The 23083-nt window shown below is 39.1% G+C and carries 3 protein-coding genes; 1 reads left to right on the forward strand and 2 read right to left on the reverse strand.

All coding sequences use genetic code 11. The features are described from left to right. Positions 1–193: 193 nt before the first annotated feature. Together EPU_RS00040 and EPU_RS00045 are read right to left on the reverse strand one after the other, a co-directional pair. Positions 194–811, reverse strand: a complete 618-nt coding sequence (locus EPU_RS00040; protein ID WP_010165665.1) for an ABC-2 transporter permease — start codon at positions 809–811, stop codon at positions 194–196. After that, positions 777–1673 (reverse strand): ABC transporter ATP-binding protein, encoded by an 897-nt coding sequence (locus EPU_RS00045; RefSeq protein ID WP_010165666.1) that lies wholly within the window; start codon positions 1671–1673, stop codon positions 777–779. Before EPU_RS00045 ends, EPU_RS00040 begins: the two co-directional genes overlap by 35 nt. A 728-nt stretch (positions 1674–2401) precedes the next feature. Between EPU_RS00045 and EPU_RS00050 the strand changes: the two genes are divergently transcribed. Then, positions 2402–23008: an FN3 associated domain-containing protein gene (locus tag EPU_RS00050; protein ID WP_029487672.1), complete on the forward strand. Its 20607-nt coding sequence runs from the start codon at positions 2402–2404 to the stop codon at positions 23006–23008. Positions 23009–23083: the final 75 nt, after the last annotated feature.

Genomic DNA, 23083 nt, shown 5'->3' on the forward strand with positions numbered 1-23083 from the left:
TTCCTATATTGTTAGGATCAAAAGTAGTAGAATTTGCTGTAGCAGAAGAAGTTTTAGAGGAGTCAGTATGAAGAGATTTGAACCAATGATAAGACAAATGTGATTGAGATAAGATGATATTTGAATTTCGGGTTTTTATATTTTGCCGAGTATCGATAATTCAATCGTGATACTCAGCATTTAGGGTTGTTTTTTAATGATATCTAATTATTTTTTTTCGTTTAAAATTGACAGTAACTGTTATAGAAATGACGTTTAGTATAACAGCTCCAATAAACATTAAACCTAAAAATGTTCCTGAAGTTTTAGCTTCGTTCAAAGTTGCCATGTATGAATTAATATTAGGTATAAGAGGCATAAGTCCTAAAAATCCTGCAAACATTAGCAATATAATTGCTTTAGCTTTTTCAGTGCCGAAAATTATTAAAGGAGCATTGGTAACAGCGACATATATAAGGCATAAAATACTCATAAACATAAGAGATGTCATAAGATCATCTATAGTATTTGCACCCAAATATTTCAGTATCATTAAGCTAATAGCAGTAAAAAATATAGAAAAACCTAAAGAGAGATAACCAAATAAATATTTACTGAAAACATGATCAAAATCTGTCAGCGGCAACATGACAGAAAATTTATCCCAATGACTTTTTTCATCTGCTGCTATAATATTGCTACACATATACACTGCTTGAAAAAGTGCTAAAAATATATAAGGCGAAACTACTGCCATAAGAATGATTATTCCTATAGCAAGTTTACATTTTTTCCAACTAAACCAAACGTCTTTGACTAATAACCCTAGCATTTTTCCTCTCCTCCTCTAAACCTCTAATCATTAGTAATATAATATCTTCTAAAACATAATTTTGTTCTGGATAATTAATAGAACTAACTTTGTTTTTTTCAATTAATACATCATAGATACCTTTATGATTCTTTTTACCAAGTATAATATCTTTGGGTAATAATTCTAATTCTTGTTCATCTACATTAATAATAGAATAATTCTCTAATATTTGTTTCTTATCTTGACTTAAAACTTGACGACCTTGATGAATCAAAGTAATACTATCACAAATTTTTTCTAAATCACTTATTATGTGAGAAGAAATCAAAACAGAATGATTATCACTTTGTTGAACAAATTTTGTTAATATCTCTAATACTTCTTCTCTGGCAATAGGGTCAAGTCCGCTAGTAGCTTCATCTAAAATTAATACTTTACTACCGTGAGACAATGCTATAGCGATGCCTAGTTTCATTTTCATTCCTTTGGAGTAGTCTTGAAATTTTTTTTGGGGATCTAATGAAAAATAATTGATATACTTGTGATATAYCTGCTTGTCCCACTGCTTATAACATAAGTTCATAATTTTATTAATGTCATTTACATTAAAAATATCAGGTATATAGCTCTCATCGAGAACTAGTCCAATATTTTCTTTCACGTTCTTAAAATCACGTGATGTGTTTTTAACACCCAATACTGAAATTTCTCCACTATCAGGTTTTATCGAGTTCATTATAAGATTGATTGTGGTGCTCTTTCCAGCACCGTTTTTACCAATTAACCCCATAATTTTTCCGCTAGGTAAACTAAAATTAATGTCTTTTAATGTAAAATCACCTTGTTGTTTTGATATATGATTCACTACAATGGTACTCATCATTTTCCTCTACCCAATACCTAAAATGTAGGTATACCTTTCTTTTCTGTTGTAAATGATCTATAGAAATGATTTTTTAATAGATTCATATTATATATTGTAATAATGTAGTTTTTATAAATAGTGTTGGTCATTTTTTTTGCATTGTTAAACTTGCGTAATGTGTTTTTAACTATATTTCTTGCGTTGTAATAAAAAATTATAAAATCATATATTAGCTTAACCAATTTTAAAAATGTGATTCATATCATATAAAAATAATTCAAAGCAGACTAATTCTCTCATTATATAGAGTTGGTCTATTTTTTATTTTTTCTATATATTTATATGCAACTAGCGTAATGGACAAATTAAAATTTGAAATTCTATAGTAAAGTTGTAATAAGATAACCTGTTGCAATCATATGTGTGTAGTGTCAAAGTTTTTTTATAAGAAGTCATTTTTTTAATAAACCGTAATACACTGGTAGAAACATTTATTTTCCATATTTCATTAGACATAATGTCGAGGCACTCAATTTAATTTATTTTTTATGTTAAAAAGCAACAACATTATTATTACAATTTTTCGAATTTTTTAAGCAAAATACAAATATTACCGATATATATTTCAGAAAGCAATATTGACTAGGTAAGGGGGGTATAGTATAATTGACAGGAGATGGAGATTAGGATAATGTATCCAACAATTGTAATAGTTTTTTATTAAAATTTTAGGGAGGACTAAGATGAAATTACACAAAAGGCTCGCGTTTTTGTTGGCCACCGCAACTATCACACTAAACATTCCAACATATGCGCATATAACTAGTTTAAATGAAATGAATAATATATCTACTATCACAGATAACGTGGGTAACTTGGACGTTAAAATAAACTTTGACTATAAAATCGACCCAGAAAACTGGTCTGGAACTCTAACTATTACAGCTGCGAATAATTCTTCAAAAAAGGTGATCATACATGTAGATCCACACGGGTTTTATCCAGAATTTGAGGGGTATAGTAATAGCGAATCCAAGAACATTATAGCCAATTTAACGTTGGGGTTAGATGACTTGACTATTGCAGTATCAGGGTTGGCTTCAACCGAATACAATGTTACTCTCGAATCTGCGGGTTATAAAACTTATACCGCAAAGAACATAGAAATAACTGATTATAATAAATTGGTGATTATTGGAACAGGCGATGGCTCTTTTACTGCGGGTGATGTTGACGGTTCTGGATCAGTAGATCAAGCTGATAGAGAAAATATTGTACAGGGCTTGACTACAGATGCTAATAAAAAAGAGCTGGATGTAACTCACGATGGCAAGTTAGATATTAGAGATCTCGCCTTTGCTTTTTGGGGGTCTAATGATCAGAAAGAAGATAAATCTGATATCGTAGAAAACGGTTTTACTAATAAGATTATACAGGTCGAAAAAATTGAAGGAACTCTTGGAGCTATAGTACGCGGTGGTACTCCTGACGATTTGCTAGATGTTAATAACACAACAGAGGTGGTTATCGAAACTGCGGGCAAAATCGATCAAGATCACACGATTTCTATACCTATTGCCGTAAACTCAACTGATGCTATCAAGGAAGTTGCCATTACTGCTCCTATGAATAATCAGCCAAAAAAAGGTTACATAGTAGTAGATCACAAAGATGGTGACGAAACCAAGCAGTTAAAAATTCCGTTTGATAATACTTCAATGGCTCGAGCGATTTCTACTCCTATTAAGGCTGTATCTACTATAAAGATACCTATTCCAGATTTAGATGGAGTTGTTGTAAAGGTAACTGTCGTTATTACTGATGCTGATGGTCAATCAACCGTATCTATCTTCAATATTAAACTAAACTTATTTGCAACTGAATCTGAAGTGTTCTCCGAACATATCGAAGGAGTTAAGATCACTGAAAATGCAAATAGTCTTGCTGTTACTTGGGATGATACCGGATGGCCAGAATATAAAGTATCTTATGGAATAGAAAAAGGAAAATATACAAAGTCTATACTTGTAGACGAAGCGCAGGCTAAACTTTCTGACCTCGATGCGGGTGTCGGCTATTTTGTTGCTGTTCAAGCTGTYGAAGATGACAACGAAGGTCCTCTATGGGAGTCTGATGTTGCGTATACTTTAGGTGCCGCGGTTCTAGAAACCCCAACCAATTTAAACGCGAAAGCTCTTGATGGTGGCATTAAGGTAACGTTTGACCAAGTTCAGGCCGCAACTTCTTATGATTTAACATATACAATTAATGGAATATCTAAAACTATTAATACGCCATATTCAGCTGAGGGAATTATTATTACAGATCTAGCAGATGGTGAGTATACTATTTCTGTTGTTGCTAAAACTAATGGTGAGGCATCGGCGGAAGCGCAGACAACTGTTATTCTCGATAGCCAAAGTGTTGCACCCGCATCGCCGGYTAACGTCGTGGCACACGTCGATAAAAATGGTGAGATCAAACTCACTTATAACACTAACAAGGCTACTCACACTAGAGTCTTTTATCGCCCAGTTAACAGCTTGTCAAACTTCTCTTCTGTAAAGGGTTCCATTGGCAGCGCGACTCTTRACAATTTAGATCCTATTACAAAGTATGAAATTTATGTTGTGGCTTATAGCAAAACTGTTGCYGGTAATCCAAGCAAGACTATTACTGTATATCCTAAAATTATGCTTGATACGGCAGCTCTCAAAACCGCAATTGCGAACGCTCTTGCCAAAATGAACGACACCTTGGTTTCGGAAAGCGCTGACGAAGTTCATCAAGATAAAAAGTTTGTTAGCCAAGCCGAAATGGATAATTTTAAGGCTTCTGTTTTTGTTGCTGAAAAAATTCTTAGCGACATATTGGCATCTTATAGCTCCGGAAACGTTGTGGGTGATTCAAGTCAAGAAACTATCGATCAAGCAATTGTAGATTTGAACGCGGCTATAGCTGATTTCGATGCTGCAGCGAAGGCTGGTACTATTACTTCTGTAAATAAACCATATCTCAGCACTGTTATCGCAAAAGCCGATGATGCTAAGAAAGGTATCGCTGTCGGTACTGCAGCTGATGATATGGCTAAGGGTACTAAGTTTGTGCCACAAGATGTTCTCGATGCGCTTAACGCGGCTATTGCCAAAGCTCAAGCAGAAGTAGATAATCCAGAGAGTAACGGAAATTCTCTTGCTCAAGTTGAAAAAGAATTAAGCCAGGCTATTAAAGATTTTAACGATGCGATCGAAGTTGGTCTCAAGGTTGCGGATCTCACACAGTTGCGCGATGCGTTAGCTGATGCCAATGACGCAAAACTTGGCGTTACTGTTGCTGACTCTGCGGATCTCGTGGCACAAGGCAAAAAGTATGTCACTGCTTCTCAGCTTGCAGAGCTAAACATTCTAATCGTTGAGTCACAAAAATTGATTGCATCTGGCCCAGCTAGTACGGATCAATCTATGGTCGATGCTTTGGCTCTCGAATTAAAGAATGCTATTGACTCATTTGTTGCACATGCAAATAGCCAAACCGGAACCATGCCTGCTAGTACGGCTAGTCTCGATGCTATACTCAAAAATGCAGAAGATTTGGCTAGCAATAATGTTGTTGTAGTTCTTGCTCCTGGTGCCTCTATAAATCCAAATCAATATGATAAAGGTGTAATCTTTGTTCCAGCTCACGAAAAAGAAGCTCTTGATAAAGCTATTGATCAGGCCAAAAAAGCTCTCGAATCTAAAAATCAAGATCAAATCGATCAGGCTATGAAAAATCTAAATGATGCGTCTGCAAAATACAATGAAGCAACACAAGTCGGTACCAAAGCTACTGATCTTGTCGGCTTAGAAAATGCCATGAATTGGGCCATCGGAGCCAGCGTTGGCGTTTCTGTAATTGATCAAACTGATCCAGCAAAAGTCGCTAAAGGTGTTAAATTTGTAACTTCCGAAAGAGCAGATGCCTTGACTTCTCTACTTGCTCAGGCTAGAGATCTTATGGCAGCTGATTCTGTTAGCCAATCTGATGCTGATGCGCTTACTGCAAAGTTGCAAATAGAAATCGTAGTATATAAGAATAGCATCAAGGTGGGTACCAAAGCTTCTACTGCAAATACAAAAACTCTACAAACTGCTATCGATAAGGCGAAGGCAGCTAAGCTTGCTGCTATTATTTCCGAAGACGGCAGTACAGTTCCAGCTGACGAATATTATGTAACGCAAGCACACGTCGATGCTTTGGATGCGGTAATTGATGAAGCAGAAAAATTGATCGCCACTGCTCCAAGCACAAGCCAATCTAGTGCAATAACCAATCTTACTAACAAACTTAATGCCGCTATTGTAACTTTTGAAGATGCGAAAAAACTTGGCTCCGTTGCCGCTGATGTTACAGAATTAAAAGCTGCGGTTGATCTTGCTAACGATGCCAAAACAGGTATTGTGGCAAGCAACGATGGAGCCTATTTGGCAGAAGGAACTAAGTATGTTGCAGTAAGCCATATCAATGCCCTAAATGATGTAATAGAACAGGCAAATGTTTGGATTCAAAATCCTGCAAAAGCGTCGGATCAAGCTGTTATCGATGCTTTAATAGTAAAACTCAATCAGGCTGTAAGCACATTTAAATCTGCAATTCAAATTGCTGTTGCGCAAACTGTAGACTTTACAGAGCTCAATACAATTATTGCTCATGCAAATGAGATCGTCAACTTGTATTCTATAATAGATGATCCAGTAAATAATGTAGACAAAGGCTTTAAGTATATCAGTAAAGCAACTCAGACTGCTCTCCAAAATGCTATTGCAGAGGCGCAAGCAGTGGCAAATAATTCAGATGCGACTCAAGAGGAAATTAACTCTGCCAGCGTTGCTCTCAATTCGGCACTAGTTAAGTTTGAGGCTAGCATTCAAACTGGTGCGAACCCTTATACAGCAGATGTGGCTGTTGCAGATGCAAAATCTCGCCTCGAAGCTCCTAGCGCGTTTAAATCTCTTGCTCAGGCAGATAACGGAACTGAAGAACAGGCCAAAGCAAATATATTGGAACAAGCAAACAATATTGTTGTACCAACCTCTGATATTACGGGTGTTACTCCGGTAATTAATCAGGTCGATTTTGTTGCAGCTATCGAAGGAACAGATGGAACACCAAACGGTACTAATGGTTCGTATAAATTTACTGTTGCGTTATCTAAAACTGCTGACGATGGAGTTACTGTTTCAACCGACCAAACTGCCGAAATTAATGTGCCTATCATTGCAACATTGTTTGACCAAGAAGTTGAGGATAAAAAACTTGCTGCTGCTGCCAAAGCTGCAATCGAGGGTGCTGATATAATTGTTGAGCAAAAGGATGCGGAAACTCTAGACGCGGCCATTGCCGCAGTTCAGGCAAAAATTGATGAGCTAGAAAATGTTAAAGGTGTTAAAAATCTAGTCGTAACTGTTACCGCAACAGCGGACGGATTTACTGCGGCTACAAAAGGTGATACGGCAAATCCAAATGGAGCAGACGGATCGCTAGACTTTACTGTATCGATTGTTCGCGGTACTGCAACTGAAAACGTTGAGAAAACGGCAGTTATAGAATCGACTAAATATACTGTAGAAAAAGAAATGGCCGATGCGATGGCAATGCTCCAAGGTCTGATTACAAGTGACGGATTTACTCCGATCGATCAGGTGGTGGCAACTGGACAAAACGATTCTGCCGAAGAAGCTGCAAAAAGCATGAAGACCCAAGTGGAACAACTGCTTGCYGATGCCAATATTGATTCGCTTAATGTTGTAATTAATCCAGGCGAATTTAATCGAGCAACTGCAGGTAAGGAYTTAGATATTGAAGGTAGAAACGGACACTTTAAATTTACTGTAACGCTGGAAGCCAAAGATAACACTATCCCATCTCAAACAACCGAGACTGCGACTGTTGTTATAACAGCAGAAAAATTTGATCAAGAGGCAGAAGATTTACGACTCCTAGCGATTGCCAAAGGCGCTATTACTGCGGCYGGAATAACTGTCTTGCAAGCTGAGGCAGAAACTGTAGAGGCGGCTGTAGTTGCAGTACAAGCGAAAGTTAACGAAATAGAAGGMGTTAAAGATGTATTGAAATTAACTGCAACTGTCTCCGCAACTGCAGCTGACTTCACTCCAGCACAGACCGGAACAGCTCCTAACAATGCCGGTACCGATGGCGTATTAAATTATACTGTAACATTGGCTCGCGAAACTGCAACTGATACTCTCGTAACTCCTGCCATAATTACAGCAACTGTGTATACTATAGAAGAAGAAGTTAACGAAGCCAAAGATTTGATCAATAAAGCAATAGATGATGCATCATTTGTCGCTCTTCAACAAAATGTAGAAAACAACGAAAACAATTCCAGAGAAACATCGATGGCGGGTGTTAAGGCACAAGTGGATCAAATGCTTTTGGCTGCAGGAATTGACGATGTGGACGCAACTATTAATGRCGGCACATATACACCAGCTGTTSCAGGTGCGGATCAAACAGCAAACGGTAYCGATGGATCACTTAGCTTTACTGTAACTGTATCTGCCAAAACTGATTCTAGCATTACTGCGACTACTAAAGATTATATGATTAATATTCTATCACAAAAGTTTGATCAGGCAGCTGCGGATAAGGAACTTGTAGATCTTGCTATTACAAAAGTTAATGATGGAATTTTAGAATCGATTAGCCAGTTTGATGCTGCAAACGAAACAGAGGCAGCAGAAACTATTAAAGGTAAGTTAGCAGATATTCCTGGCTTTGAGGCTCCAATCATTATTTCTGTCGAGGTGATTGCTTTTGAAGCTGCAGTATCGGGAACTCCGGGATCTACTGAAGGCGCTGACGGTTACGTTGATTATCGAGTTACTTTAACAAGAGGTGACTATAACTCAACAAGTGGAGACAAGAGAGCGATAGTTAAGGCCGCGTCATATGCACCAGAGCAAGAAATCGCTGATGCGAAAAACTTAATCACAGATCATGTGTTTACGGCTATCAGACAATTAGAAGCGGATGGATCTGATGTAACAGAAGTTACTGCAACTGMAAATCTTCAAAAACAAGTCGAGATACTTCTTGAAACAAAACACATGAATGGCGTTGAACCAACAGTTGTTAAAACTGAATATAAGGAAGCCAAGCCTGGTGCGGATGGATATATWGGAGAAAATGGTAGCTATTCGTTTGTAGTCAATATTGTTGCAAGATTGAATGAKACARWAARCGAYGTCATAACTGGCAAATCCGTGGATATTATTGCATATCAATTCGACCAAGCTGCTGCAGACAAACAAGAAGTTAACGAYGCCCAAGCCGCTATCGAAGAGCTTCCACTGGCTGATTATGGATTAACTCAAGTTGATCATGGCGATGTGGCATTGGCACGTGCAAAAGTTGAAGAAGTTATTGCGGGTATGAATATGCGTTTGATCGCTTTGTATGCGGCTCCAGAATTGAAGTTAACGGTAGTAGATGACACAGAAAATCCATACGTTGCGGCTCAAAAAGGTACGTTAGACAACGTTGCAGGAGTGGATGGCGCATATAACTTTACGGTTGAGATAGAACGCGGAACAGCGACGGGAACTACAAAAATGATTTCGGCTCCGGTTAAGGCGTTAGAATATTCTAGTGACGACAGAGCGCAAGAAGCGATAGAAGCGATCAACGCGGCAGTTATCGATGCAGTTCTACAAACTAATCCTACAGACGATGCGGCGGCCAAATTAGATGTTATAGCTCATCTAGAAACAGAAATCGAAAAAATCATTGCAGCTCATTCGGTAGACAGTTTTGTAATTCAACCTGACGGACGTTATGTTCCAGCAAAAGAAGGAGTCGATATAAACAGTATTCCAGCACCGTCTGGAAATGACAACGCGGGTGTTGCAGGTCAATATGACTTTACTGTAACAGTAACAGTGGGCTCAACTACTCTAGTAAGCGATAAGAAAACTATTGTTATTGATCCTATTCCATTTGATCAAGTTAAATTTGACCAAGAAAAAATTACCGAGGCATTACAAGCAATCGAAGCTATTACAGATATTGATACTTACTTTGGATTAAATCAAGAAACTCATGTAGATGCGGCGACTACAAAGGCCGCGGTAACAAAAACAATGGAAGATTTGATGAGTAGCCTAGGCACCAACGTAGCTGTGACCATAACTCAAATTTCATATAAAGAGGCTACAGCGGGTACAGCGGGCGATGCAAATGATAACCTTGGCGTTAACGGTAGTTACTCATTCACCGTAACATTGTCTAGAGGTACTCAATCAGAAGATAGCCGAAATATTGTGCCTCAGATTATCGCAACTCCTTATACTGCAGCAGATAGCGTGGCTGAAGCACGAGATCTTTTAAATAAGTATCTCGAAACCAATTCATTTGTAATACAACAAAAAACTGCAGCAGATACAGAACAGACTGCTCATGACGATATTATGGCCCAAATCAAAAATCTATTGGGCGAGATTGAAGTAGATATTACGATTACTAAGGAAACCTTTAATCAGGCAGAAGCTGGTTTTGACGGTGACGCAGATGGTACACCTGGTAATTATGACTTTACGCTTGTGGTTAGCAGCGGTACAGAATCTGCAAAAATTAATGACGGAAGAACTATATTCGCAACGATTCTATCATACAAGTTTGATCAAGAGGGGCAAGATAAAGCTGCGATCAAAGCCACAATTAATATCATTGAAAATATGGCTGTTAGCACCTACAAGTTAAATCAAGATTCGCATAACGAAATTGATAAAGCGCGAGTAGAAGTGCAGAACGAAATCAACAACGCTATCATAAGAACATTGTCCGCATCTGCAACTGAAATAGAAGCGGTTGTAAAAGATGTTGCAGAAAAATTTGTAGAAGCACAAACTGGAACGTATGATAACACTGCGGGTACTAACGGAAATTATTCGTTTACTGTAGATGTAACACGAGGTGGAAGAGAGCTTACTTCGACCAAGGAGTTGTCTGCGGTTATCGATGCGAATGAATATGTTGATACAGAGGGGCCTACGTATACAGTGGCTGGTAATGACGCGACTGGATTAAGCGCAGATAAAGAAACGCAAACAATAACAATAACAGTGACTGGCGCAGATGCTGGAGAAGCTGGATTACAATATAGCTTAGACGGCGGAGTCACTTGGGGCAATTCAAACAAGTTGAATATCACAGACAACGGCGCATACGTTCTTGTAGTTAAAGACTCTGATGAAAATCTATCTGATCAGAGAACGAATATTGAGATAACTGATATTATAACTGCAGCTGAAAAAATCGAGCAGGCACGAGTAGCTGTGGAGGTCGAAAATGCATTTGCCGCTGTATTAGCGCAAGACGCTGCAAGCACTGCTGCAAAAGCTAAATTGCTAATTCACGCAAAAGCAAATGAGCTTATACAAGATGTAATAGACAGCCTTGGAGCTGAAGTGGGCAAAGGTCTTGTTTGCGAAATTACAGAAATCGAGTTTGTGAAGGCAACAACTGGTGTATGGGACGATATAGAGGGTACAGATGGTAGCTATAAATTTACTGTTAAGATATCTAAGGGTGATCAATCGGTAGATACCAAAGAAATTACAGCGCCTATTGAAGCAAATCATTATGTAGATGCTGAAGCTCCTGAATTTGAAATTTCTCATACTTTAATCAATGATTCTGAAGAAGCTGCCATCGCTGTTAATGTGACAGGAGACGATATACTCGATGTCAATCTAAAATACAGTATAGATGAACAGGCAACATGGCAAGACTTCAACGAATTTGTAGTGAACGAAAATAAGACTTATACTATTTATGTGAAAGATGATGAAGGAAACATTGGAAGCAAATCCTATAAAGTTACAAATATTATTAGCCCTGAGCAGAAAAATTTGACGGAGGCGGAAAACTTGATCAATACAAAGACATTTGAGATAAAGCAAGTAGATGCAGAAACTACAGGCACTGCTAGCGCGACTATACAAAAAGCAATTTTAGAGTACTTGGCAACTAAAAGCATAACCAACATTGCAGTTATTGTGAGAGGGTCTGCGACAGACTTTGTTGCAGCGGTGGCTGGTGAAGATGTGGATATTATAGGTGGCGAGACACGAACTGCCAATCTCGGTACAGACGGAAGCTATCAATACACAACTACTCTTAGCATAGCCAATGTTAAAACTACGGCAACAACAGAAAAGCAACCAGCGAAGATTATCGCAACAAGATTTGACCAAGAAGCGGCAGACCAARCGAAGGTCRATGCTGCTAAGAAAGTGATAGAAGACGCTGTTACGGCGGGAACATTTAGYATACCGCTTACTCAAGCAGAATCTGCAGATGTAACTCAAGCATCAGCAGTTGTGAAAAACGCAATTACCAAAATGTTAGAGGACGCAGGTATAGCGTTCCTAGACAAAATCAACGTAACAGTTACAGAGAAAGACTTCAATCCTGCGATAGCTGGTATGCCAAACAACACAGTTGGAACAGACGGTAAATTTACGTATAGCGTAACGCTTGGAAGAGAAACTCTTAAACTAGATGACTCAACAGCAACAGTAACTGCAACAGCTGGCGAAACCGTGGCACTTGAATCTGTGATTACAGCAAGTCCGTATGATTCTGACTTATTTGTAAAATGGAAAGGCGGAGAGCCTAGCGTAGATGCGGTATTGACTCAGTCTGCTGACGGAACTATTACGACGGGTACGACACTAGAGGGATATCAAGAAATGTCGATCAACTTCTCTAGAACAGATGCATATGACTTTGCAGAATTAGAAATTACGCAAGGCGAAAAAACAATTTGGAAAAATAAATTTGAACCAGTTTCCGCGAGAACACTTGCACCAGATGCGTGTTTATGGCCATATCGCGACGGATCTAGTATTATGGTAGACGGAACATTGGACAATATCGATACGTCTCCTATTACAGTTAGTAACGATACGTTGCTAGATGTAGGAACAGAAGTGGGTATCAAAGTTACTGTTACCACCGATACAAACGAAAAACACATTCTTACTGGTACCTATACTATTACGCAATCTGATTTTGACAATGCGACATATCAGAGTGCTATTGTTGCTGCACCTACATTTATTCCAGAAACTGGTGCGTTTGATACAGACATGACTGTTGAGATAGTAGTACCTGAGAATACCACCATGTATTACACAACAAATAACGCAATACCAGACGATACGCTAACAGGATATACTACAAATCAAACTGTAACACTTACCGAAACCACCACTATTAAGGCCGTGGCATATGACAAAGCAGGCGTAAAATCTACAGAGGCAACTCAGCTATTTACCAAAACTGATAAGACAGGATTATCGGCATTGATAGCCGAGGTTCAGAAAAACTTAGACGAAACTATTTTGAGTGATCGTGGCGGAGTGGACGTATTCGTTAAAGATAAGTGGGTTGATCAAGCAGAAAAAGATGCGTTGGCCGCAAACATTGCAGCAGCGCAGGCGGTTATAGATAATGAGTATGCAACGACAGAAGAAATTGCAACGGCGATAGAGACTCTTACAGCTGATCAAGAAAAATTTGATACAGAGGCAAAAGAATTTGGTAAGATGGACATTGCGTTCGCGGCAGAGGCGTTTACTGTTGTACCAGCAGGCAGCGATTATCCAGGAACTAATTACAACGTAACCCAAGTAAATTATAGATTGGGCGAAGCGGTAACAAGCGTCGATATACTTGTAACCAAAAACGGTTTAGCTATCTGGAGACTTTCCGAAGATGAGTTGACTGCTAGTGAGAACGCAAGCTGGCAGTGGCCGCTAAGAGATGCGAGCAGCGTTATGCCGTTCTTCGCGGGGTCTATGGACGGGGCAACCGAGATGGCGATGGGTGCGATAGTTCAAGAGGTTAACAATGGAAAATATTTGTTAAATCCTTATGACAAAGTAACAGTGGTTTTAACRGCGGAAGGGCCAAACGGAACAACTATAGTAGACCAAGAATATACTGTACCGGCAAATACAGACGAATTTGAATATAAGGCATTTAAGTCTGAAAATGCGGACGCAGTAAGAGTAGCAGCAGCAAACCTAACCAAACCATTTACCATTAGCCCTAATGCCACAAATGTTGTTGAAGATATCAAAATGCAAGCCAGAGAAATTTTGAAAAACTACCCTACGACAGAAGATGTTGAAATAGAAGTATTGGCMAAAGAGCAAGCCAGATCTTCGTCTAGAACCAAAACCTATGACATTAAGATTTTGCTCCGAAATGGTGGGGCTGTYAACACAGGCGAAGCATACAGCGATTCACAAACTACAGCAGTAGGCGTAATAGCGAGCAATATCATAACAGAAGTGACCGTACCAGATGTAAAAGTTCTTGTGGGCTATAGCACAGATCAAATCAAAGCAAAACTTCCRCAAACATTAGAAGTGAAAACAAGACATGTCGATACAGGCGTGACATCAACTACAGCTGTGCCGGTAGAATGGACTCTTTTGAGTGACAACACCGCAACAACAGGCGAATTAGAAGCTGTGGCAACGTTATCTAACCCGAACTTTGGATTTGCAGAGGGCGTGACGATTCCTAATTTGAAAATTACAGTGGAGCCGGTTAARATAGAGGCCGTGGATATTGMGATCACAACAGATRTACCTGCAATCGGCAATGCCAGCGTGGGCGATATCTTGACAGCGCAACTTACAACAGAAGAAAATATGAGAGTGGATGTAGAGTATCAGTGGTATAGATCTGATGTGCAATCAACAGCAGGATCAGACAGTGTTATTCCAGCTGGGGCAGTAGCGATTGAAACCGACTCGGCAAAAACAAGCGTATATACGGTAACAGTTGAGGACATCGGCAAATATTTATTCTTGCAAGTAAAATCGAAAGATGAGCAAACTACRGTTCCGGCACAATTTATTTCGGGATCTACAGGACTTGTCACCGCAACTGCCGCCGACCAAGAAATCGTGGATAATGCGATAAAAGAAGTRGAAGCAAAATTACCAGAGTTTTATGGTTTGACTTATGATGTACACACAACAGAGGAGATTGCRCATAAGCAAGTTTTGGATGCAATTACGTTGTTCTTAAATGTACAAAATATGGGAATGGTAGTTACTGTAAATGGAGTTAACTTTGAGAAAGCACCAACATGGGATGAAGTACCAGAGAACACCAACGGAGTGGATGGTAAGTATCAATTTACCGTTACAATAGAAAAAGGTGGCGTATCAAAAACTACATCAACGTTGACTGCAAATATCGAAGCACCAGATAAGAAAATCGATACGGCAGAAAAGCTTATAGCAGCACTCAAAGAAGCAAACATCAAGGATCATGCAAACACAGTAACTATTGGYGAGGGCGCAAATATCGTATTGAATCAAGGCGTAAATATTGGTGAAAAGGTAACGCTTGTTATTCCAGACGGAACTAGTTTGAGRTTAAATTATGGTGCGGCGATAAATCAGGCCGGCACTATAGAAGTTCATGACGAAGMAAACTTCCGATATGTTATGAACGCTATTGGTGGAAAAACAAGYATAGGCACCGAAATTACATTGAATTCTGAATTAAAAATTGAGAAGAGCGGTACTCTTACCACAACCAATGACCAGAAGCTAGTTTTAACGAACGGTGCGCAAGTCACTAGCAATAGCGCGGCACGAGTTACCATCGAAAATATTGAGATTACAGGATACACAAAACATGCGATCGCAACTCAAGACTCTGCAGTATGGAAAATTAACAACGTAACATTTACTCAAGATGAGAACTATGACGACGACGATTCTGCGGCAATATCTATTAAAGGAACTACAGCGAGCGTTGAGATGTCTAATACTACAATTAATGCGAACTGGCAAGACGAAACCAAYAACTATGGCGTATTGCTAGAAGATATCAACACCATAGACGCGGCGATAGGAAACAMGACGTTCCAATGCACCGGGGATATTGCAACTACTAACCCTAAAGTGATATATAACTGGCTTAACCAAATTATGGTAGATCGMATTTTACCAGGAAGCTATGAAGCGCAACAAATCATTCCGGTTGATAGTTCGGCAGGAAATCAAGGGCAGCCTAACTTACCAATGGTATTTAATGGAGAAGATCCAGCAGGCAATGCGATTACTATTGAAAATATCACTTGGTCACCTAACCTAAACGATTTTACAGACGATAACCAAGGTCGGTTTGTATATACAGCCAATATCCCAGAGGAGTATTATATAAACTCAGGAGACATTACAATTACTGTCGAGGTTGTCGCAAAGGCAGATGTTTCGACTTTCGTAGAATTAAAAGAGGCGTTAAATCGATATCCAGATCCATCTCAAAGCGCAACGATCACTTGTGTCACAGATTTTGAAATAGAAGAAAGCCTGGTGTTCCCATCTCACGTAACATTGCTAATAGCCGACGATGTGGAAATTACGAAAGTAGACGGAATTACAATTACGGTTGGAAATGCGTTGAGTTTTGTGACTGTRTTTGAAAAAATTGGTGGCGACATAATTTTAACAGAAGAGATTACGCTTCTCGAAATGCTTACACCAAAAGATGGCGAGGATATATCTGTAACCGGAGGCGCGATCACCAACAAAACTGCAGATGCTATATTTAGCGTTGGCAGCTATAACTTGACATTTACAGAAACCGATATGACAACAAACAAAGCATTGGCTAACATGGAAAATGCGATCGGTACACTAACATTGGATGGAATCACAGCAGAATTTACGAAAACCATCGATGTAACTCAAGGTGGATTAACAATCAAAGGCGAAACAATGTTTATTGGCGACACAGTGGCGGCAAAAGCAAACGGAGGCGTTGTTAAGATTTTGGCAAACACAGCGTTTAGAGCCAACCCTGCATATAAGGGATACCATGTGGAATCTCTCGGTGACTACGAAAACTTTGAAGCCGATGCATCGGTAGTAGATAAYGGTGCTAAAATCTTTGTAAAGGTTGCGCAGGCGAGCGAGTTGTTAGATGCTCTTGGAAGAGGATTCGATGTAGAGGGCGAAGTTAATGATACAATAGGTGATATTGTAGTTAGAGAAAATCAGAAATTGACATTATCTGGTAACGGAGATATCGCGTCTGTGACCAACGCCGGAACCATAACCTTTGTTGATAAGGCACGCGTTACTGGCAGTAATCTAGAGAATCAAGGAACAATGACCGGAACAGATATCGTRGTAACGGCAGCAGATGGYAAGCTTATCAACAGTGGAGTTCTCAATGCGACAGGAATTATTGAAGCATACCAAGAAATTAATAACAGCGGTAAGCTATCTGCTATAGGAAAAGCGCGTACAACAAAAATAGTAAATAGTAATGAATTTACAGTGGCTGAAGTAGAAGCAAAAGATATTRATAACAATGCTGGTACATTGTTGGTTAAAGGCGATGTAGACGCAAAAACCGGTACCATTATCAATGCGGCGACATTTAGAACAGAAGGCACAACAGCGGCTAATATCATTGAGAACAAAGGTTCATTTAATTCTGCTGGAAAAATAACAGTTATAACATCTGTAACAAACGACAAAACAATCAATGCGAGCGGCGGCTTTGATGCTGGAGCATTAACTAATAACAACAATGGTGACATTAGCATAAAAGGTGATCTAAAAGCTACATCCATTACCAACTTAAAAACAATTAGAGTTGAGGGGCACGTGTCTGTTAGTAACGATACTCATAACGAAGGCACAATGACATCAAAAAGCTTTAAAGGTGAATCTGCATTTAACAACGTTGGTTCTTTCGCTAGCTTTACTTCTGGAGATACAGTAATCAATGGTCATGCTAAAAACGATAATTTGATGATTGTTAATAGTTTTARTGCGGCAGGATTTGAAAATACAAAAGACGCAGACTTTACTGCTCGCACTGATGATGGTTCATCTGTTACTACTGTAATTGGAGATATTACTAATGACGGAACAATGAAGACAGATATTTTAGAGGCTCGTACAAACATTATAAATACAGACGACTTGATTGCAAATGGAAAAATAACAGTAACAGGATCGCTGACAAACAGTGGACAAATAACCGCAAATGCAGGAATGGATGCAAGCGGAGGAATTGTTAATAACCCTGGAGCCAAACTAGATTCTAAGTTGAACACTACTGCGGGCACAATTGTAAATGAAGGATCTATTGAAGTGGCTGATCTAGTAACTAGCAAGTTGCTTACCAACAACGGCTCATTTACAGTGGTTGGCGACGCTATAACTGCAGAGATTATCAACACAGGTGCATTTACTATTGCTTCGGGAGGCAAAGTTTCCACAGCTTCAAATATTACCAACGACGGAACAATTGGTATTGCTGGAACGCTTACCCCAACTGCACCTATCAAGATCATTGGTAATCAGTTGACAGGATCAGGTACGTACCCTGCCGTAATTAATGGCATTACGATAGAAACAGACGGAACTGGAGCGCCTATGTTGGGGCACACTCTCAGTGTTAATGTAATTGATAACACCAATTCGGGAAGTAATACAGGAACTGTATTTACGCCGTCTGCAAATGATTTAACGTATAAGTGGGGACGATCATCTAATGATAATGTAGGTGGGTCAGATGATAGCAACCTAGCAAATACCGATGCGACATATCCACTTGTCGATGCGGATAAAGGCAAATATATTTTCGCGACTGTTACTGCAAAGGATTTTGCAAAAGTGATAATTAACGAGGGTACGACTATTACGCTATCTCCTATTGCTGGATCTTTAGAAGAGCAGTATATCAACGAAGCAATCGCACAAATCGCAGAGGCAGTGAAGAGAGGCGACTTTAAATTAACTCAGGACGAAGCTTCAACAACCGAAGATGCTCTAGTGGAAATAAACAAAAAAGTTCAAGTGCTTATGAGTGGATTAACAAATGGAGTAACAGCGGTAGTAACAACAAGCACCGAGCCTGGAAGTTTTGTTGCAGCAACAACAGGAACTCCAAATAATCAATTTGGGGTTAATGGTTCATATACTTTTGATATAGCATTTGAGATGGTAGGAAGTACTATTACGGAGACCGGAAAAACAACGCAAACTGCCGAAATTCAAGCAAACGAATTTGATATATCTAATTTCGTTGCGTGGAGAGATGATTCATTGTCGGCATCTATAGAAAATGTACTCTATGATGTACCGGCTAATGGTTCTTATGCTGATAGTAGTTATGATGCAATGGAGCTCAATTATGAGCATTTGGGTGCATGGACTAAACGTTCGCTCGAAATTGAGTTGATCTCTACACCTCCAGGACACGAAGATATTGCTTCTGGAATAATTTGGACAGATGCACAAGCAAATGGAGCGAGATCGCTATTGCCTACTGAATGGGTATGGCCAGTGCGTGACGGAAGAGACTCGCTTGGTAATGTGAGTCCTAACGTGAATGATTATACAAACACCAACGAAAGTTTGATCCCTGCAGGTTCGTTGATAGAAGTGAGAATTACCGTAGAAAGYGACGGAGGATCTCAAATTCTCAAAGATAGTTACACAATAAAAGAGCAGAATGTTACTGATGCGTTATATTCTCCAGAAATGGATGCGTATAATGAAGAATTAAGAGCTTTGGTAGCTCAAGTGAGCACAATAGACTTTGGTTTAACGCAAGAAAATGAAAATACCAAAGACGAAGCTATAGCGAAAGTGAAAGCAACGATAGAAGCTCTACCAGAAGTTATAAATGGAGATATAACAGTAACAGTAACTGGCGGCGCATTTAACGCGGCAGAAGCAGGAGATCAATTTAATATTTCTGGCGAGAACGGAGAATTTGTGTTTGATGTAGAATTTGCGAAAGGTAAGATAGTACCTCAAATTCAAACAGCAAAAGATGTAAGCGCAGAAATTGATGCGACAGACTTTGATACTGCAGTTATCGATTCATTTATTACTGTTAAAGACGAACTAAGAACACTCTCTAAAGATGATCCTAGCAATACGCAATTGGCGTATCAGCAAATGATAATTGATTATGAGATACATCAAGATGTGGAATACGTTGAGTTCTTGATAACAGATACGCATGGAAAAGAGCTATGGAACGACAAGATAGAAAATCCGGAAATTAATGTTAGCGAGTGGTTGTGGCCATATCGTGATGCAAGCAAGCTGATGGAAACCAATGGTGGCACATTATTTAATATAGATAAAGTGGCATTGGATAATATGCTGAAAAATGAAGCAAATACTGAAATTGTAACAGCGAACACCGGTCTCAAAATTTTACTAAAAGTGAAGACGCCAGGTGGTGTAGTATATCAAATTCCAAATCCTATTTCATATGTGATGACAGACAATGATGTAATACTAGCTACGTATAAGCCAGCTACAGGATTAGCGGAGTTACAACTTGCTATTAATCAGGCAATTGTGTTTAAGGATTCAACTCACTCTTCCGAAGATGGATACGGTCTGGCAGTGAATGATAAATTTGCAACAGCAGCAATTATAGAGACATTTAATGCAGCAATTGACGAAGCACAAGACGTAGCATTACCTGGATCTACAGAAGAGGAGTTAAAGTTTGCACAACATAAATTAGAACAAGCGCGCAAGATATTTAACGACTCACTACAAGTTGTAACACAGAAAATAGAGCTAGAAATTACTCTTATTCCAGATGCTATAGACCTACTGAAATCTGCAACACCAAGTGATAGCTCAAACATTGTTGATAACCAAGATTGGGTAACTGAGGACGAATATGATGAATTTGAAGATGCGATAAAACAGGCTGAAAAAGATTTGAGCGGCACCGTTGACCTAGCAACTACAAGAGCAACATTGTTAGAGGCCGTGGACGTATATAAAGAGGCCATTGCAAGAAATAAAGAGAATATATCATTTATCAAGTGGGCGGAAACGCCGTTCACAATAGCGGCGACGGGTACAGCAGATCCGAACAGCGAATATGCAAATAATCCGTATCAGTTGTTGCAAATTAATTTTGATAGAGAAACCCAAACAAAACTGGAAGAAGTTAAGTTAGAGATTATGAATTCTAGCGGCACTCCAGTTTGGACAGATGTGGTTTCATTGAAGAGCAACGCCAGAGCATTGCCTRTCCAAGACTCTAAGTTATATTGGCCATATAGAAAATTGTTGGCAAGAACAGTAACAGACCTTGATGCGATTATACCTGATAATGATCAATTGGTGGACCCAGGTAGCTATACAATAAAAATAACGGCAACAGCAACAGACGATACGCCGTTGGATACTGCAGATAACAAGATTTATAGCATCGAGAGAAAGTATACAGTAACAGAGGACGATATCAAGAACGCAACTTATGCAGCATTGAAATGGGATGGTAACGAAACCGGAATTGGCACTCTTGATGCGACCCTCAAACAAACTGAAGATGGAACCATTACTGCAATAGCACCTGAAACAGCTGGAGAACCAAACGCATCTTTAAATTATCAATTGATGAAAATTAAATATGATCAATTTGCAGATGCGGATAGGGTTACACTAAAAATCTATAAGACTGGAAAACTTATATGGCAAGAAACTAAACTTAATGAAAGCGTGGCACAAGATCAATATTGGACTTGGTCATATAGAGATGCGAGTGAGCAAACACCTGGGGCTAATGAGGACCTTACCAACTACGAAGATAATGACGATAATATAGTAACTACTGGACCAGTTACCTTTACAATGGAGGCACAAAAAGACGGCAAAACTTTGGGAGAGCCTCTTACTGGAACCTATTTTGTCACTAATCAAGATATAGTACTTGCGTCAACAAGTAACACATTGCAGGATATTGCAGAGCAGTTGGCAATAAAAGATTATACTCTAACACAAGAAGAGGCGACGCCATCTGCTTATATTGCAGATGTGGTAAAAACTCGAGTTGAAAAATATGTAGCTGAGTATGGTAATATAGGCATAACTGTTGGAGATGTCGAGATAGACAACTTTAAGCAAGCTAAAGAAAACGTGTCTGATGGTGTCTATGACTTTACAGTAGAGTTAACGAAAGGCAGTGAGACAGAAACACTTGCCAAAACAGGCAATGTAATTACTCAATTAGATACAATACCTGATACAGAAGAAGAGTTGCACAAAGCGATCGAGGTGGCAAAGGAAGGAACTACCAAAAAAGAAAGAACTATTGAGATAGGAAATCATGTCGTCGAACTGACTAGAGAACTTACAATTCCAGAAAACGTCATAATTGAATTTACCGACGATGGAACATTTGCAGGTGGGCAAACTATTATCAACTATGGAGAACTTATAGTTGAAACAGCCTCAAACCTCAACGAGCTACTGCAAGCAACTAAGAGTGGAGGATTGTTAATTTTAACAGGCAAAGATAAAGCGTTAGACCACGAGGCTACGGTTTTAGAAGGTGCCACATTAGAATTAGACTGTGAATTTACCATTAACGATGGCGTTAGTATTTTGAACAATGGAACAATAGAAGTCCATGAAGCGCACACATTAATGCAAGTATTAGATAGTAGCAAGGTAAAACCTAGTATAAGCGGAGAGAAAAGAAGCCAAATTAATCTCCTCGGTAGAGCGGTTATGCCAGGATCATTTACAATTAATGGAAATACTAACTTGTTCTTCATTAACGGAGGATCCTTAACTTTTATTGATCCTATGGACCCTAATTTGGAGATAACATTCAAAGAGGGAGCTAAGTGGCATGGTATAGTTATGAATATACTAGGAGAAAACGGAGAGCCCGTTCAGAAGACGTATATGGAAGAGGGCGAGGCATATGAATCTGACAAAGATATGACAATTTGGGAAGTATCATATAGCCACAATCATTTTACAACTCTAGGACACTTACTGGCTCCAGCAGAATCAACAATAGGAATAGAGTTTGATAATGGATATAACGAGCCTGAATTTGAGATACCAGAAATAGAGATTCCAGAAATAGAGATTCCTGATGTAGAAAACCCAGATGCTGAGCTAGAACTTCCGGCATTAGAATCTCCAAATGAAGAATGGGAAGTACCAGACTTTGAGTTCCCTGAATTTGAATTGCCTTCTATTGAGATCCCAGAATATGAGATGGAAATCGAAGAACTAGAGGAACCAACAGAGCCAACGGAGCCTGCAACGGCGGAGCCAATAGTCCCTGAAATAGMGGAACCARYAGAGCCTGCAATAGCTTCTGCACACGTTCCTGGAATGGACGAATTAATTACTGCTATACAAACACAAGAAGAGGAAGTAGAAACTATAGCACCAAAGAAAAGTTTGAAAAACTCATTAATTGGCAAGCTAAAAAACATGTTGAGAATCTAGAATAATAAATTATGATAAGCTGAGACCCTAAAAAGTCTTGGTTTATCATTTACACCCACCGACTAGATAAAATTT

This window comes from Candidatus Epulonipiscium viviparus, assembly GCF_000171335.1.
Classification (GTDB): domain Bacteria; phylum Bacillota; class Clostridia; order Lachnospirales; family Cellulosilyticaceae; genus Epulonipiscioides; species Epulonipiscioides viviparus.